Below are 16210 nucleotides of genomic sequence, written 5' to 3'. Positions count from 1 at the left end.
GGCTAAAATTTTGTTACAATTGAAACCATTAAAACAATTTTCAATCCCATTTACCGGCCTTAAAATCGGCAAGCATCAGTTTGAATTTGAGGTTGATAACAGCTTTTTCGATGCCTTTGACTACTCTTTAGTAAAAAAAGGAAACTTAAAAGTTGGGGTTGAACTGGATAAACAGGAAACAATGCTACTTTTGCATTTCGATGTAAAAGGAACAATTGTATTGGATTGCGACAAATGTTTGTCGGAATTTAATGCAGCAATAGCCATACAGGAAAGGCAGATTGTAAAATTTGCGGAAGATGAACTGGAAAGCGATGATTTAGAAATCATTGTCCTGAGTAGAAAAGAAAGTGAACTAGATGTTGCACTTCCGATTTACGAACTCATCACTGTATCAGTACCTTATATTAAAGTCTGTGAGCAGGACGGCGAAGGCCAGAAATGTGATCAGGAAATGATTGAAAGACTGAAAAGCTTTTCAATTGATACACAAGAACAACAAGAAGAAAACAACGATGATGACCCGCGTTGGGCAGCATTAAAAAAATTAAAATAATAATTAAACAAATCAGCAATGGCACATCCAAAACGCAAGATTTCTAAAAGTAGAAGAGATAAAAGAAGAACTCACTATAAAGCAGTAGCTCCTTCTTTGGCTACTTGTCAAACCACTGGTGCAATTCACGTACCTCACCATGCATACAACGTTGATGGTAACCTATACTACAACGGTAAATTGGTTATTGAAAACACTTCAATAGGTTAATTTTCTTGAAAAATAGTTTGTGTTTTAAGTTCGCTAACGATTACCTTTAGCGAAGGAAAACAAGGGCAATTTTGCCTTCTAAACACAAACTGATTTTTTACTATGAAAATAGGTCTCGATATAATGGGCGGAGACTATGCTCCTAAAGCAAACGTTTTAGGAGCAATAGCTGCCCATCAATTGTTATCTCCAGGGGAGCACATAGTGCTGATCGGAGATACGCAGCAGATTAAGCCCCTTCTCACTGAAAACGGATTCAATCCGGATCACTTTGAATATGTTCATACCGAAGAAGTGATTGGTATGGGCGAACATCCCACAAAGGCTATTGTTCAAAAGCCTAATTCCAGCATTGCTGTCGGCTTTTCCTTACTTAAAGAAGGTAAAATCGACGCTTTTGCCAGCGCCGGTAATTCTGGTGCAATGCTTGTTGGTGCCGTGTTTAGTGTTAAAACTATTCCGGGAATCATCAGGCCATGTATCACAACAATTCTTCCAAAACTCAGTGGAGGCTTAGGTTTAATGCTTGATGTTGGTGCGAATGCCGACTGTAAGCCTGATACCTTGCTTCAATTTGGTGCTGTAGGTAGCTTATATGCCGAATGTATGTTTGGTATTGAAAAGCCTAAAGTTGCTTTATTAAACATTGGGGAAGAGGATGAAAAAGGTAATATGCTTAGCTTGGCAACGTTTCCTCTAATGAGAGACACCAATCTATTCAACTTTGTGGGTAACGTAGAAGGAAGGGACTTATTCAACGATAAAGCTGACGTAATTGTATGCGATGGATTTACAGGAAATGTGATGCTGAAACTGGCAGAATCATTCTATGTACTGACACTAAAAAGAGGTTTAAAGGATGAGTTCTTTGACCGCTTTAACTATGAAAACTATGGTGGAAGCCCGGTTTTAGGTGTCAATGCTCCTGTGGTCATAGGTCATGGCATTTCAAGTCCGACAGCTGTTAAAAACATGATTCTTCAGTCAAGAGACATGATTACTACTGGCTTGGTAGGTAAAATTCAAGCTGCATTTAAATAAGAACATTGAAAATGAATAAAATTCACGCTGCGATTACGGCTGTTAATGGTTACGTACCAGATTACGTACTGACTAATAAAGAGCTTGAATCCATTGTAGAAACTACGGACGAATGGATTTTATCCAGAACCGGGATCAAAGAGCGGAGAATATTGAAAGGTGAAGGATTAGGTACTTCAGACATGGCAGTTCATGCCGTGAATGGTTTACTTGAGAAACGTGGAATCAGCGCAGAAGAGATCGAACTGATCATCTTTTGTACCACTACCCCTGATATGCCTTTCCCTGCTTCAGCAAATATTCTTGCCGATAAGATTGGTGCAAAGAATGCCTGGGGTTATGACCTGCAGGCAGCCTGTTCAGGATTCATCTTCGGATTATCTACAGGGGCTCAGTTCATCGAATCCGGTAAACATAAAAAAGTATTGGTTGTTGGTGGCGATAAAATGTCATCTATCATCAATTACCAGGACCGTACTACCTGCATCATCTTTGGTGATGGTTGTGGTGCTGTTCTTTTAGAGCCAAATGAGGAAGGAATGGGCATCCAGGACTCCATCCTGAAAAGTGATGGTGCCGGTCGCCAGTTCTTACACCAAAAAGCTGGTGGTTCTGCCAGACCAGCAAGCCATGAGACGGTCGACAATAATGAGCACGTTGTGCATCAGGAAGGTCAGGCAGTATTCAAATTTGCAGTCACCAATATGGCAGATGTTGCGGCCGAAATCATGGAACGCAATGACCTGAGTTCTGATGATGTGACCTGGTTGGTTCCACATCAAGCCAATAAAAGAATCATCGATGCTACGGCATCCAGAATGGGTCTTGGCACGGAAAAGGTAATGATCAACATTCAACGTTACGGAAATACCACTAATGGAACAATTCCACTGTGTTTATGGGAATGGGAAAGCCAATTGAAAAAAGGCGATAACATCATCCTTGCAGCATTTGGAGGCGGTTTCACCTGGGGTTCCGTGTACTTAAAATGGGCTTATTAATTTTATAAAATAATTAATCTTAACTTAGATAATTGTTAAGACATACTGTTTTCTCTAAAAAACACCAAAAAATGGATATTAAACAAATTCAGGAACTTATTAAATTTGTTTCTCGTTCGGGCGTAAATGAAGTCGCTATTGAGCAGGAAGATTTCAAAATTACGATCAAGACCAATCAGGCTCCTACCTTCGTTCAGGCAACGGTACCAGCACAGATTGCTCCAGTAGCAGCACCGGTAGCAGTAGCACCAGCAGCAGCTGCCCCAACAGAAGCTAAAGCACCTGTTGCTGCGGAAGATGATTCAAAATACATCACTATCAAATCACCAATGATCGGTACTTTCTACCGTTCAGCGAGTCCTGATAAACCTTCTTTTGTAAACGTAGGTGATGAATTCCCAGTTGGTAAAGTGATCTGTATCATTGAAGCGATGAAATTGTTCAATGAAATCGAAAGTGAAGTGTCTGGTAGAATCGTTAAGGTTTTAGTAGAAAATGCTTCTCCGGTAGAATATGACCAACCGTTATTTTTAGTTGAACCTATGTAATTCCCTGATGGGATTACTTAATATGCCCAGGGCTTAGTTCTGGGGGGAAAAGAAAAAATATATGTTTAAAAAGATACTAATTGCCAACAGGGGCGAGATCGCTTTGCGTATCATCCGCACCTGTAAAGAAATGGGCATCAAAACCGTAGCTGTTTACTCTACTGCAGACAGAGAAAGTTTACATGTACGTTTTGCCGATGAAGCCGTTTGTATAGGGCCACCTCCAAGTAAGGATTCTTACCTGAGCATCCCGAATATTATTTCAGCTGCAGAATTAACAAATGCAGATGCCATTCACCCAGGTTACGGTTTCCTTTCTGAAAACGCTAAGTTTTCTTCAGTTTGCCGTGATTATGGAATTAAATTTATCGGTGCTACACCGGAGCAGATCAACTCAATGGGTGATAAAGCTTCGGCAAAAGAAACGATGAAAAAAGCAGGCGTTCCAACGATTCCAGGATCACAGGGATTGCTTGAAAATTTCAAAGATGGTATTGAAATGGCCAATGAAATGGGCTACCCTGTAATCCTTAAAGCAACTGCCGGTGGTGGTGGCCGTGGAATGCGTGTAGTCTGGAAAGATGAAGATTTTGAAAATGCATGGGATAGCGCCAGACAAGAGTCGGGTGCAGCCTTTGGAAATGATGGTCTTTATTTAGAGAAATATATCGAAGATCCACGTCACATTGAAATCCAGATTATCGGTGATCAATATGGTAAGGCTTGTCATTTGTCGGAACGTGATTGCTCGATTCAACGTCGCCATCAAAAGCTGGTTGAAGAAGCACCATCTCCTTTCATGACTCCTGAACTTCGCGAGAAAATGGGTGAAGCAGCCATCAAAGGTGCCATTGCGGTACAATATGAAGGTGCCGGAACAATTGAGTTCCTGGTAGACAAACACCGTAATTTCTACTTCATGGAGATGAATACACGTATCCAGGTAGAACACCCGGTGACAGAAGAAGTAATCAACTACGATTTGATCAAAGAACAAATCAAAGTGGCTTCCGGCGTACCGATCTCAGGAAAAAATTATTCACCAAATATGCACGCTATCGAGTGCAGGATCAATGCTGAAGATCCTTTTAACAACTTCAGACCTAGTCCTGGAAAAATTACCAACTTCCACTCTCCAGGTGGTCATGGGGTAAGGGTAGATACACATGTGTATGCAGGTTACCAGATTCCTTCTAACTACGATTCTATGATTGCTAAACTGATTTGCGTGGCACAAACCCGTGAAGAAGCCATCAGTACCATGGAACGCGCATTGAGCGAATTTGTAATCGAAGGTGTGAAAACAACCATTCCTTTCCACCTTAAATTAATGAAAGACCCTAACTTTAGAGCTGGTAATTTTACCACTAAATTTATGGAGACATTTGTCTTTTAAGACTAAGGATATGTCATAGTATTAGCGGGATTTATACTTGTTACAATGCAATTACCCGCTAATAAAAACTATTTAGTAGATTTAAAACGTAAATACCATTCTAAACAAAATAGAATGGTATTTTTGTTTTACAAATAACGTACATGAGTGATACTAAGAAAAGGGACCTTATTGGTGCTATAAAAGAAAAAGGAAAAACTTTAGAGGCAGAAATGTCATTCTTTGACCATATCGACATCCTCCGTAAACATCTGTTGCGCGCATTAGCAGTAGTCTTATTATTAACAGCAGGAGCATTTTATTTTACTGACTACATCTTTAATACCATCATTATGGGGCCTAAAAACCCAAATTTCTGGACTTACAGAATGATGTGTAAACTGGTAGAAAAATTCCCTTCTCTGGGTCAGGACTTGTGTATCACAAAGATCGATGCCAAAATTATCAATACTGAAATGGCGGGACAATTTACCCTGCAACTGAATTCCTGTGTGATGGTTGGGATTATTTTAGGTATCCCTTACCTCCTATTCGAAATTTGGTTGTTTGTGAAACCTGCACTTCATGACAATGAAAGAAAATCTGCAAGTGGTTTTGTCGCATTTGCCTCTTTCCTCTTCTTCCTGGGTATCATGTTCGGTTACTTCATTATTTGTCCGCTTTCTATCAACTTCCTGACCAATTTTACCGTGAGTCCGGAGATTCAGAATACCTTTACCATTGATTCTTACCTGTCTTCGGTAATGACACTGACCATCGGTTCTGGTGTGATTTTCCAATTACCTGTAATCATTTACATCCTGTCTAAACTGGGTGTCATGACACCAGCATTTATGCGTGCCAGCAGAAGGTATTCTACCGTATTGATCCTGATTGTTGCTGCAGTGGTTACCCCAACAGCAGATCCATATACCATGCTAATTGTAGCTGCACCTCTATTCTTACTATATGAATTTAGTATTTATATCTCTGCAGCCATTGAGCGTAAACGAAATAAAGAGCTTTACGGTGTAGCCAGAATTAGAAAAAACTAACCATTACCATATATTTTTGAAGATGTCAACAGCCCCAAAAATGAAAATTGCGATCGGTGCGGATCATGCCGGTTTTGAGTACAAAGAATTATTAAAAACTTTTCTGTCGGATTATGAAGTCAAAGATTTCGGGACACATTCCACACAATCTGTTGACTATCCTGACTTTGCTCACCCTGTGGCTTTGGCCGTAGAAAGCCAGGAATATACCTTTGGTATCCTGGTTTGTGGTAGTGCTAATGGCGTTGCCATCACAGCAAATAAACACCAGCATATCCGTGCAGCCATCTGCTGGTTAAACGAAATTGCTGAACTGGCAAGAGTCCACAACAATGCAAATGTGTTGTGTATTCCGGCAAGGTTTGTTTCTGAAGAACTGGCCAAAGAAATGACCAGCACCTTTTTAAATACCGCATTTGAAGGTGGCAGACATGAGAACAGAGTGAACAAGATTTCCTGTTAAATACTAACCAAAATAACCAGATGAAGAAACATTTATTGTACGCTAGTTTCGTACTCACAATGGCTTGCTCTGCGAACGCCCAAAATAAGGATGCCGTACGCTTTAGTAAAACCGTTAACAAAGAGAATGCCTACAAACACCTTTCCGTGCTTGCTTCAGATGCCTATGAAGGTAGAGAAACAGGTAAAAAGGGAGGCTGGATGGCTGCTGATTATATCAAGAACTTTTTCAAAAGCCTGGGACTAAAAGGACCAGTTAATGGCGACTATTTCCAGCCTATTGACATGGTCAATATCACGCTCTCACAAGTATTAACCATCAATGGTGAGCCAGCAGAAGCTTTAAAAGAATTTTACATCCTTCCACAAACGGTGGCTGCAGCAGGTTTCGGTTTTAATACAGGATCTGTGTTATTTGCAGGCTATGGCATAAATAAGGAAGGTTATAATGACTACGAAGGCGTAGATGTTACCGATAAAGTGGTGATGATTTTTAAATCAGGTGAGCCAAATGGAGGAAATTCTTCGAACAGCAGATCTGCCATGATGGCGAAAGTAAAATACTTAACGGAGAAAAAAGCCGCTGCTATCTTACTGATCGATCCGACCATTGAAGTGATGCCGGAAAACCTTAGAAATTACCTGACTGCACCTAAGTTAGTCATGAAAACTAAGGAAGAGCTTGAAAAAATGAATGCACCACAGGAAACTCCCGTAATTTATATCGGTTCTGGTATTGCCAATAAAATTCTTGCAGCAGCAAAAACTAACCTGACTGACCTTAAAAAGAAAATCTCGGAAAGTGGAAAACCTGCCAGTCAGGAAATCAATGTTGCAATCTCTGCCTCTGCGAAAAGAATCGAAGAAAAAGTGAGAGCAGAAAATGTGCTAGGATTTCTGGAAGGCTCTGATCCTAAACTTAAGCATGAGGTATTGGTGGTGACTGCTCATTACGACCATATCGGTATCACACCTGAAGTAAAAGGTGAAGATAAAATCAACAATGGTGCAGATGATGATGGATCTGGAACAACAGGCGTACTATTGATGGCTGAAGCTTTTGCCAATGCGAAAAAAGCAGGTAAAGGTCCGAAAAGAAGTATTTTATTCATGACGGTTACCGGTGAAGAAAAAGGACTTTTAGGATCAGAATGGTATTCTGAACACCCTGTTTTTCCTTTGAAAAATACCATTACCAACCTGAACATTGATATGATCGGTCGCGGTGATAAGGACCATGAAAAAGACAATAACTTTGTTTACATCATTGGTTCGGATATGCTGAGTTCCGAATTGGATCAGATTGGTAAAAAAGCAAATAAAGATTATGTAAACATTCAGTTGGATGAACGTTATAACAATAGAAGCGATCCTAATCGTTTCTATTACCGCTCAGATCATTACAACTTTGCCAAACATGGAATTCCTGTAATTTTCTATTTCAACGGAGTTCATGAGGATTACCACCAGCCTGGAGATGAAATCAGTAAGATTGATTTCCCTATGCTGGCAAAAAGAGCAAAATTGGTTTATTTTACCGCATGGGAACTAGCAAATCGTGCCACTCGTCCCAAAGTTGATAAAAACGAAGACGGAACCAAAAAGAACTAAAAAAAGACCTGCCTCGCGCAGGTTTTTTTATGCCACAAAAAAACCGCCCTGGTGGAGAGCGGTTCTCTGTCAATTTGGTTCCTATGTCTCTGGATCCTATATGGTAAGCCCAAATCTTAAAGGGCTGCTTATTTTTTAGGAATGCTTTAGCTTTATTTTGCTTTAAAATCGCTGATCATTAAAGTTTAGCGATCACAAAATCATTCAGGTTCAATTTTGAAACACCATTTCTTACCAATTGGTGTTCAATTGATGATCCTGCCAGTTTTAAATCAGATTCATCGCTCATATTCGTATAAAGACTCGCTACTTTCGCATTTACATTTGCTTTTGCTTCGTCTTTTAAGAAGATCTGAAGTACGGCTAAGTCAAATTTGCCACTGGTTTTAACACTTGCTGTGTTGGCCACATCAATTCTTTGCAGGTCTTTCACCTGAACATAGATGGTACTGTTGTCAGTAGAATTGATATACAAAGTGTAGCCCTTTTGTTTCACTGTAGTATTCATTTCTTCTATAGTATCGTAGCTTCTGATGCCTTCCTTGTTTCCTTGTACCAGTATTACTTTAGCATTACCGGTTACTACGATTTTATTGAACTGTAAAGTAGCTGCCATTTCCATTGGTGATTTCTCTTTGGCAATAGTTGTAAAAGCTGAAGAAGTTAAAACGATAGCTGTTAAAGTTGAAGCGATTAGAGTTTTGATTGCAGTTTTCATATCTTTTTGTTTTTAAGTTTTTAAGGTTGTTTTGTAATTAAGACGCCTTCATGTTGGAAACGTTTCAGCGGTTTTTGGCGCATTAGACCACGAGAGTATGGCTCTCGACGAACTCCCTAAACTTCTCGACCAATCGACGAAATAATTTCGTCGATACTCCTATTCCTTTCCTTATCTTGTGTTTTGTGCATGGAAATTCATTCAAAGCGCCTAAAACCCTTTGAGAGTGAAATAAATGATGCAGGTCACAACCGAAGCTTAATTATTTTTATATTTGATGACGATGAAGAGATCTGATGAATTTTTGGTTAAGGCCGATGAAAAAGCCTTTGATTTAGGGCATCGCAAGACAATTAATCATAATATTGGCAAATATAATGTTGCGGTAGAGCGGGGTGTATCGAGGTTTGAGAATTTAGAAAACTCAAAGAAGAAAGCGCATGTGATTAAATGGAGGGTGATGGAGAACCTGGATAAGTATCTTCCTGAATTTGAATCCAATTTTCAACGCAGAGGCGGGAAAGTGATCTGGGCTAATGATGTAGAAGAAGCACAGCGGGAGATTCTAAACATCATTCAGAAAAGCGGTGGAAAAACGGTGATCAAGTCGAAATCAATGACTACCGAAGAAATTCACCTCAATGATTTCCTGGAAAAAAACAACATTGAATCCTTAGAGAGTGACCTTGGCGAATACATTGTTCAGCTATTAGGTCAGGCTCCATACCATATTGTTACCCCTGCAATGCACCTGAGTAAAGAGGAAATTGCAAAGCTGTTTCATGATAAATTTGGCACACCAATAGACGCCACACCTCAACAACTGACCCAGAAAGCAAGAGAATTGCTGAGGGAAAAATACCTAAGGGCAGACATTGGCATCTCCGGAGGAAACTTCCTAATTGCAGATACCGGCAGTATTGCCCTAACTGAAAACGAGGGAAATGCAAGGTTATGTACGACCTTTCCTAAAATTCACATCGCCATTGTGGGCATTGAAAAAATGATTCCTTCTATGGCTGACCTGGATTTGTTCTGGCCATTATTATCCAGTCATGGTACCGGACAAAACCTGACCGTTTACAATAGTATTTTGAGTGGTCCGAGACAAGCAGGAGAAACTGATGGTCCGGAAGAAATGTATGTGGTATTGCTGGATAATGGGCGTACCAATTTACTTGCACAAAAGGAACAGCGGCAGGCATTATATTGCATTCGTTGTGGGGCTTGTTTAAATGCTTGTCCGGTGTATAAGAATATAGGTGGACATACTTATAACACTACTTATAGCGGACCGATTGGTTCCATCATCAGCCCGCATTTACAAGGGGTAAAGGAGTTCAAACACCTGAGTAATGCTTCCAGTTTATGTGGAAAATGCACAGAAGTTTGCCCGGTGAAAATCGATGTGCATAAGATGCTATTGCTCAACAGAAGAGATGCTGTTGCAGATCATCAAAACACTAAAATAGAGGAAATCGGATGGAATGCCTTTAGCACAGCGATGCAGAAAAGATCCAGAATGGATATGATAGGTGGAAAAATGAAAAACTTCTTCCTCCGCTTTCTATTCAAAAAAAGCTGGGGCAAATACCGGAATATGCCAGAAGTTGCTCCTAAGTCTTTTGCGAAGCTTTATGAGGAGAAAAAGAAAGCCAACAAAAACCCTTAAATATGCAGTTCGACAGAAAAGATAAGAACGATGCGGTATTATTAAACTTGTACACGCAATTACTTTACCCCAGAATGGTAGAGGAAAAAATGCTTATCCTATTACGTCAGGGCAGAATTGGCAAATGGTTTTCTGGTATCGGACAGGAGGCCATTGCCGTAGGTAGTACGCTCGCCATGGAGGAATCCGAGTATATCCTCCCTATGCACAGAAATCTGGGGGTATTTACTGCACGTAATATCCCTTTAAAAAAACTAATGGCCCAATGGCAGGGGAAACTGGAGGGCTTCAGCAAAGGTCGGGATCGTTCCTTCCATTTCGGCACACAGGAATATAAGATCATCGGAATGATTTCCCATCTGGGGCCTCAAATGGCTGTTGCGGATGGTATCGCACTAGCCGACCTCATCTCCGGTCAGGAGAAAGCAACCCTGGTCTTTACCGGCGAAGGTGCCACAAGTGAAGGTGATTTCCATGAAGCCATTAATGTAGCTGCTGTATGGAATTTACCGGTTATCTTTCTGATCGAAAACAATGGCTACGGCCTCTCTACCCCCACTAGCGAACAATATAAGTGTAAGGACCTGGTGGACCGCGCAGCAGGTTATGGTATCGAGGGTATTCAGATCGATGGCAATAATGTCCTGGAAGTCTACGACACTTTAGCCGCCATTGTAACCAGGATAAGGAAAGATCCCAAACCAGTTTTGGTAGAATGTTTAACCTTCAGGATGAGGGGCCATGAAGAAGCTTCAGGTACGAAATACGTTCCTCAGGAGCTCATGGATTTCTGGGCAGAGAAAGACCCCGTAATGAACTTCGAGCGATATCTATTGTCGGAAAATATATTAACAGCCGCCATCATTGCCGAAATTAAAGCTGATTTTAAAGCTGGTATCGAACTGGAAATAGAAGCCGCATTTCAAGAAACAGAACCTGTTGCCAATACCATCGTAGAACTGGAAGATATGTACGCACCGGTTCCTTTTGAACCTGTTAAACTTCCGGAAAACAGCCCTTCTTCAGAAATCCGCTATCTGGATGCCATTACAGATGCCTTGAAAATTGGCATGTATAAACATGAAAATCTGATATTAATGGGCCAGGATATTGCAGAATATGGCGGTGCTTTTAAGATTACAGATGGTTTTACCCGTCTTTTTGGGAAAGCGAGGGTCAGGAATACACCAATCTGCGAGTCTGCAATTGTGGGCAGCGCATTAGGCCTTTCGATCAATGGTTTTAAGGCCGTAGTAGAAATGCAGTTTGCCGATTTTGTCACTTGTGGCTTCAATCAGATTGTCAACAATCTGGCAAAAACCCATTACCGTTGGGGAGAAAAAGCAGATGTGGTGATTAGAATGCCCACAGGCGCCGGAACTGGTGCAGGTCCATTTCATTCTCAAAGCAATGAAGCCTGGTTTACGAAAACACCAGGACTAAAAATTGTATATCCGGCTTTCCCCGATGATGCAAAGGGCTTGTTACTTTCTGCAATTGATGATCCTAATCCGGTTCTATTTTTTGAACATAAATACCTCTACAGAAGTTTAACTGGTCTGGTACCAGAGGCTGAATATCATACTGAAATTGGTAAAGCCAAGGTATTGAAAGAAGGTAAACAACTGAGCATTATCACCTACGGAATTGGTGTTCACTGGGCGCTAGACTACCTGGAATTGCATCCGGAATTGAGTATTACCTTATTAGATCTTCGCAGCTTGCAACCCTGGGATAAGACAGCGGTCAGCGCAGCAGTTAAGCAAACGGGCAGGGTATTGATTCTTCATGAAGATACTTTAAGCAGTGGTTTTGGTGCAGAACTCGCCGCATGGATCGGAGAACATTGTTTCAACGATCTGGATGCCCCTGTAATGCGTTGTGCCAGCTTAGATACCGCGATCCCAATGAATAAGGTACTGGAAGATGATTTTCTGGCGAAACGTAGATTATCCGCGACAGTCGACAAATTACTTGCTTATTAAGTGAAGAACATATTAAATCCCCCCTTGCTCTTAATGGCACGATAATCGCATTTTAATTCCTTGAATTATTAAGGAATTCTATGAAGCATACTTATCTATTATTCATTCTCCCTATAGCCCTGGCCATATTTGGTTGTAATCAGCAACCCAGGCATCCCCAGGCAGAGCTGATCCAGCAAGCCTCAGCTACCGCAATGACCGATAAATCAATTCTTCAATACGTGGATTCTATCCAGGCAAATCTTGCCAGTCTTGAAAAACAAAGTAGTCTCATTTACCTTCAGGGAGAACAATCTATGTATGTAGAAAAGTACAATTCCAATGGGAAACCAGTACTTTATGAGGAAAATATAGACAATAAGCTGATTAGCAATCGCATTAGAAGATATTACCTGAAAAACGACAGCCTGATTTTATTAGAGGAAAGAACTAAAGACAATAAGGGTATCACAGAACTCCGCAGGTATTTCAGGAATAATATTGCATTTAAGCAGGAAAAGCGGACTGCAGCAGAGGAGAGTGGATTGAAAAAACAAGCCTATGCCACAATTACATCAGGCAGTTCCGAAGAAAACACAGCGCCAACAGATACTGAACAAGCTTCCACCACTCAAACCGCATCAAAGGAAGTTCAGCAGTTGAAAATAATGGAAGATGCCATTGCCCAAAATGGTTCGTTTACGCTGTATTTTGACCAATTCATAGATATCCCGGAAGAAAGTATCATCCAGCTGAAGAGCAATGCAAGAAACGGCTATACCGCCAATGTGATCGTGAGAAAAAATGATGCGCTGACCGATAGTCTACAGCATCAAGCCGAAGAGTTCAAGAATAAACGCCTAAATTTTAAATGGGTAATAGCGGATAAAGAGGCCGTTTATGTACCCGTTGCGGCCAATGTCACTTCAGCCAAAGGATTAAACAAATAAGTATTTCCGTTATCCAGACAAAGGCAACGGTATCTTTTCCTAAGCTTCTCCCCTTTCTTAAAGCGTCTTCCATCTTTAATGGTAAATACCGTATGTAAGGGCAATTCTTCCAAACGGGAAGCATCCTTCAGGAGATCATGTTTTTTTAGGGCCCTGGAGAGTTTTAAATCTGTACAGCTGGCAGCAGAAGGGTTATGGAGGTAACTGACAATAGCGAATTCCACATCCTGAGGGAAGATTTTTTGCTCAATAAAGGGGGCCATCATCCGCTTAAAATTGTGCTTCCACTCTCCACCATGCGGCTTCACTTTATTCTTATGGTCATTCCAGGTCAGTAAATGTGCAAATTCATGTACTGTAGTTACCAGAAAAGCAAATGGATTCAGGTCGTTGTTGACAGATATTTTGTGCCCCTGTCCCTGGTAAGGATGGCGGTAATCACCCAATTTGGTCGCCCGGTTTTTAGATATTTTAAACTCACATTGAAAATAATCTATCCATTTCGCGATAATTGGTGCCGCTGCCGGGGGCATATACTGTGCTAAAACATCCTCCTTCTTCACCTTCCCAAGATAAGTAATTTACTTCAAAAACTGGTAGGCGATCAGACTGGCTACATAGGCCATTGCAGTCATATAAGTCAACTGAATTAAAGGCCATTTCCATGATTTTGTTTCCCTGAAAACCACTGCAACAGTACTCATACACTGCATCGCAAAAGCATAAAACAACATCAATGAAAATGCAGTCGCAAAAGTAAACACAGGTAAACCTGTATCCGGATTGACCGCAGCTCTCATCTTTTCACGGATCGTTCCTACTTCCTCATCACCACCATCTACACTATAAATCGTAGCCATGGTTCCCACAAAAGCTTCTCTTGCTGCAAATGAAGTAATCAATGCAATTCCAATTTTCCAATCAAAACCCAATGGTTTGATGACTGGTTCTATGGCATGACCTAAAATCCCGGCATAGGAATTTTCCAGCTTTTCTGCCGACTTATCTCTTTCCAGGGTAGAAATCTGTACGCTATCTTTTTGAGCCTCTATGGCTTCATATTTTTTATCAATTTCCGCAAAGCGATCTGAAGGACCATAAGAAGCCATTACCCAAAGGATAATAGAAATGGCAATGATCACCTTACCCGCTTCGAAAACGAAGGTTTTAGACTTCTCATACATGGTAAAAAGTACATTGCTCCAACGTGGCATTCTGTACACGGGCAACTCCATAATGAAATAAGATTTCTCTTTTGCTTTGATGATAAACTTCATCACAAAAGCCACCAATACCGCTGCTACAATACTGATCAGGTACATTCCCATCAGGGTTAAGCCTTGCAGGTTGATAAAGCCCCAAACCATTTTCTCAGGAACAACCAAACCAATTAATAAGGTGTATACAGGTAATCTTGCTGAGCAACTCACCAAAGGTGCCACCATAATCGTAATGATTCTGTCTTTCCAGCTTTCAATGTTTCTGGCACTCATGATTGAAGGAACGGCACAAGCCAGACTACCAATCATCGGTACCACAGACTTACCGCTTAAGCCGAACTTTCTCATGATTCTATCCATCATAAAGGTGACTCTGGCCATATAGCCGGTATCCTCCAATATGGAGATAAAAGCAAATAGAATAGCGATTTGTGGAATGAAAACCACCACACCGCCTAAACCTGCCAACACCCCATCGAGTAATAAATTCGTCAGTATTCCATCTGGTAAATATTCATGCCCCAGCTCTGTTAGCTTCATAAAACCCAGCTCAATCATCTCCATTGGGAAGGTAGACCAGGAGAAAATAGAGTTAAAAATGAAGAACAGGATACCAATAAAGATCAGAAATCCCCAAAATTTATTGGTCAGTATCGCATCGATCTTATCGCTGAATGCAAACTTTTTAGCCGCACCAGTATCCTGAATTACACCACTTAGCACCGTACCTAAATGGCGGTACCTTGCAATGGTTTCTGCAGTCTGTATCTTTGAGGTTTCAAAATCATGTGCTTTTTTGATCTTTTCAAAAGCACTGTGATCTTCTTCAGAAAAGATATCCAAATGCTGATGCTGGTGTAAAACCTGCATGGCATAGTAATCATTATCTGTGTTTATTCTAGCTTTTACCTCCTGAATCGCCTCCGGGGCTAAAGCCATAATATCAGCACCTTTTGCCTGGGTGGCAATTTTTGTGGTGTTTTCTATCGCTTGTTTTAATTCCGTTAATCCGGTTTTGCTTCTTGCCGAAATCGCTACCACCTGTATCCCCAATCTTTCTGCAAGTAGGTTCACATTGATGTCAATTCCTTCCTTCTGCGCCATATCGGTCATATTGAGCGCCAAAACCATTGGTAAATCCAGATCCGCAACCTGAGAATACAACAGTAAATTTCTTCTTAGGTTGGTTGCATCAGCCACCAGCACAATTACATCCGGGTAGCTGGAATTCGCTTTATCTGCCAATACCTGGAATACAATGCTCTCATCCTTACTTTTAGGATATAAGCTATACGTTCCAGGGAGGTCAATTACTTCCGCAACTTTACCGTTTGTAAGTTTACAGAAACCAACTTTCTTATCAACAGTGATACCCGGAAAATTACCGATCTTTTGATTCAAACCTGTCAGCAGGTTAAAAAGAGTAGACTTGCCTGTATTGGGATTCCCAACCAGCGCTATTTTCAAATCCTTAGCCAATATGATTACTGAATTATGATAACAGATGCTTCGTTCTTACGCAAACAAAGTTGATAGCCTGACACACGGATCGCGATTGGATCACCAAGTGGAGCAAATCTTTCTACCTCTACAACTTCCCCAGGCAAGCAGCCCATTTCCATTAGTTTCACAGACATTTCAAGATCTGTAAATGCAACTATAGTACCTCTTTCCCCTGGATTCAATTGTGATAGCTTCATCTTTCTATAGGTTATTTATGTTCGGAGCGGATCTGATTTCCTTTCCTGAACAGGCGCAATTTAGCCTTAATTTATAATAATTCCAAATACCAGACCCTGCATGTGTTCAGTTAAAATCCCGTTTAAG

16 protein-coding genes are annotated in these 16210 nt (G+C 40.8%); 12 read left to right on the top strand and 4 right to left on the bottom strand.

Annotated features, from left to right (window positions below):
• The first annotated feature begins 19 nt into the window (after window positions 1-19).
• The 9 genes from R2Q94_RS02725 to R2Q94_RS02685 all read left to right on the top strand — a co-directional run bounded on the left by R2Q94_RS02725 (window position 20) and on the right by R2Q94_RS02685 (window position 7859).
• Complete coding sequence (locus R2Q94_RS02725) at window positions 20-556, top strand: DUF177 domain-containing protein (RefSeq protein WP_316819894.1); 537 nt, start codon at window positions 20-22, stop codon at window positions 554-556.
• Window positions 557-574: 18 nt separating this feature from the next.
• Entirely contained in the window at window positions 575-766 is a 192-nt protein-coding gene (rpmF, locus tag R2Q94_RS02720) for a 50S ribosomal protein L32 (RefSeq protein ID WP_073238280.1), read from the top strand.
• A gap of 102 nt (window positions 767-868) precedes the next feature.
• Window positions 869-1807 carry a phosphate acyltransferase PlsX gene (plsX, locus tag R2Q94_RS02715; protein ID WP_316819893.1) on the top strand — a complete coding sequence of 313 codons (939 nt, stop codon included), beginning with the start codon at window positions 869-871 and terminating at the stop codon, window positions 1805-1807.
• An 11-nt stretch (window positions 1808-1818) separates the two neighbouring features.
• Window positions 1819-2808: a beta-ketoacyl-ACP synthase III gene (locus R2Q94_RS02710; protein WP_316819892.1), complete on the top strand. Its 990-nt coding sequence runs from the start codon at window positions 1819-1821 to the stop codon at window positions 2806-2808.
• A 71-nt stretch (window positions 2809-2879) separates the two neighbouring features.
• Window positions 2880-3356, top strand: coding sequence for an acetyl-CoA carboxylase biotin carboxyl carrier protein (gene accB, locus R2Q94_RS02705; protein ID WP_316819891.1), 477 nt, complete (start codon window positions 2880-2882; stop codon window positions 3354-3356).
• A 61-nt stretch (window positions 3357-3417) separates the two neighbouring features.
• Window positions 3418-4752, top strand: coding sequence for an acetyl-CoA carboxylase biotin carboxylase subunit (accC, locus tag R2Q94_RS02700; protein ID WP_316819890.1), 1335 nt, complete (start codon window positions 3418-3420; stop codon window positions 4750-4752).
• A gap of 143 nt (window positions 4753-4895) precedes the next feature.
• Window positions 4896-5786, top strand: coding sequence for a twin-arginine translocase subunit TatC (tatC, locus tag R2Q94_RS02695; protein ID WP_316819889.1), 891 nt, complete (start codon window positions 4896-4898; stop codon window positions 5784-5786).
• 22 nt (window positions 5787-5808) lie between these two features.
• On the top strand, window positions 5809-6249 hold the full coding sequence (gene rpiB / locus R2Q94_RS02690; protein WP_316819888.1) for a ribose 5-phosphate isomerase B: 441 nt from the start codon (window positions 5809-5811) through the stop codon (window positions 6247-6249).
• Between the two features lie 20 nt (window positions 6250-6269).
• Entirely contained in the window at window positions 6270-7859 is a 1590-nt protein-coding gene (locus R2Q94_RS02685; RefSeq protein WP_316819887.1) for a M28 family peptidase, read from the top strand.
• Between the two features lie 178 nt (window positions 7860-8037).
• Here the strand turns inward: R2Q94_RS02685 and R2Q94_RS02680 are convergent, their stop codons facing one another.
• On the bottom strand, window positions 8038-8577 hold the full coding sequence (locus R2Q94_RS02680; RefSeq protein WP_316819886.1) for a GIN domain-containing protein: 540 nt from the start codon (window positions 8575-8577) through the stop codon (window positions 8038-8040).
• A gap of 283 nt (window positions 8578-8860) precedes the next feature.
• On the opposite strand from R2Q94_RS02680, the gene R2Q94_RS02675 reads away from it, so the two are divergent.
• From R2Q94_RS02675 to R2Q94_RS02665, 3 genes are all read left to right on the top strand, one after another.
• Window positions 8861-10249: a LutB/LldF family L-lactate oxidation iron-sulfur protein gene (locus tag R2Q94_RS02675; protein ID WP_410478516.1), complete on the top strand. Its 1389-nt coding sequence runs from the start codon at window positions 8861-8863 to the stop codon at window positions 10247-10249.
• A 2-nt stretch (window positions 10250-10251) separates the two neighbouring features.
• Complete coding sequence (locus tag R2Q94_RS02670) at window positions 10252-12234, top strand: thiamine pyrophosphate-dependent enzyme (protein ID WP_316819884.1); 1983 nt, start codon at window positions 10252-10254, stop codon at window positions 12232-12234.
• 80 nt (window positions 12235-12314) lie between these two features.
• Complete coding sequence (locus R2Q94_RS02665) at window positions 12315-13163, top strand: hypothetical protein (protein WP_316819883.1); 849 nt, start codon at window positions 12315-12317, stop codon at window positions 13161-13163.
• Here R2Q94_RS02665 and R2Q94_RS02660 read toward each other — a convergent pair.
• From R2Q94_RS02660 to R2Q94_RS02650, 3 genes are read right to left on the bottom strand one after another with little or no spacing between them, the layout of a single operon-like run.
• On the bottom strand, window positions 13112-13726 hold the full coding sequence (locus tag R2Q94_RS02660) for a SprT-like domain-containing protein (protein WP_316819882.1): 615 nt from the start codon (window positions 13724-13726) through the stop codon (window positions 13112-13114). The genes R2Q94_RS02665 and R2Q94_RS02660 overlap by 52 nt on opposite strands.
• Before the next feature lie 18 nt (window positions 13727-13744).
• On the bottom strand, window positions 13745-15850 hold the full coding sequence (gene feoB, locus R2Q94_RS02655) for a ferrous iron transport protein B (RefSeq protein ID WP_316819881.1): 2106 nt from the start codon (window positions 15848-15850) through the stop codon (window positions 13745-13747).
• Window positions 15851-15867: 17 nt separating this feature from the next.
• A complete protein-coding gene (locus R2Q94_RS02650) occupies window positions 15868-16083 on the bottom strand; it encodes a FeoA family protein (protein ID WP_316819880.1) in 216 nt (71 codons plus the stop codon).
• Window positions 16084-16210: the final 127 nt, after the last annotated feature.

Origin of the sequence: Pedobacter gandavensis (assembly GCF_032678465.1) — a bacterium.
GTDB classification, from domain to species: domain Bacteria; phylum Bacteroidota; class Bacteroidia; order Sphingobacteriales; family Sphingobacteriaceae; genus Pedobacter; species Pedobacter gandavensis_B.
This window is presented reverse-complemented; position numbering and strand designations above follow the sequence as displayed.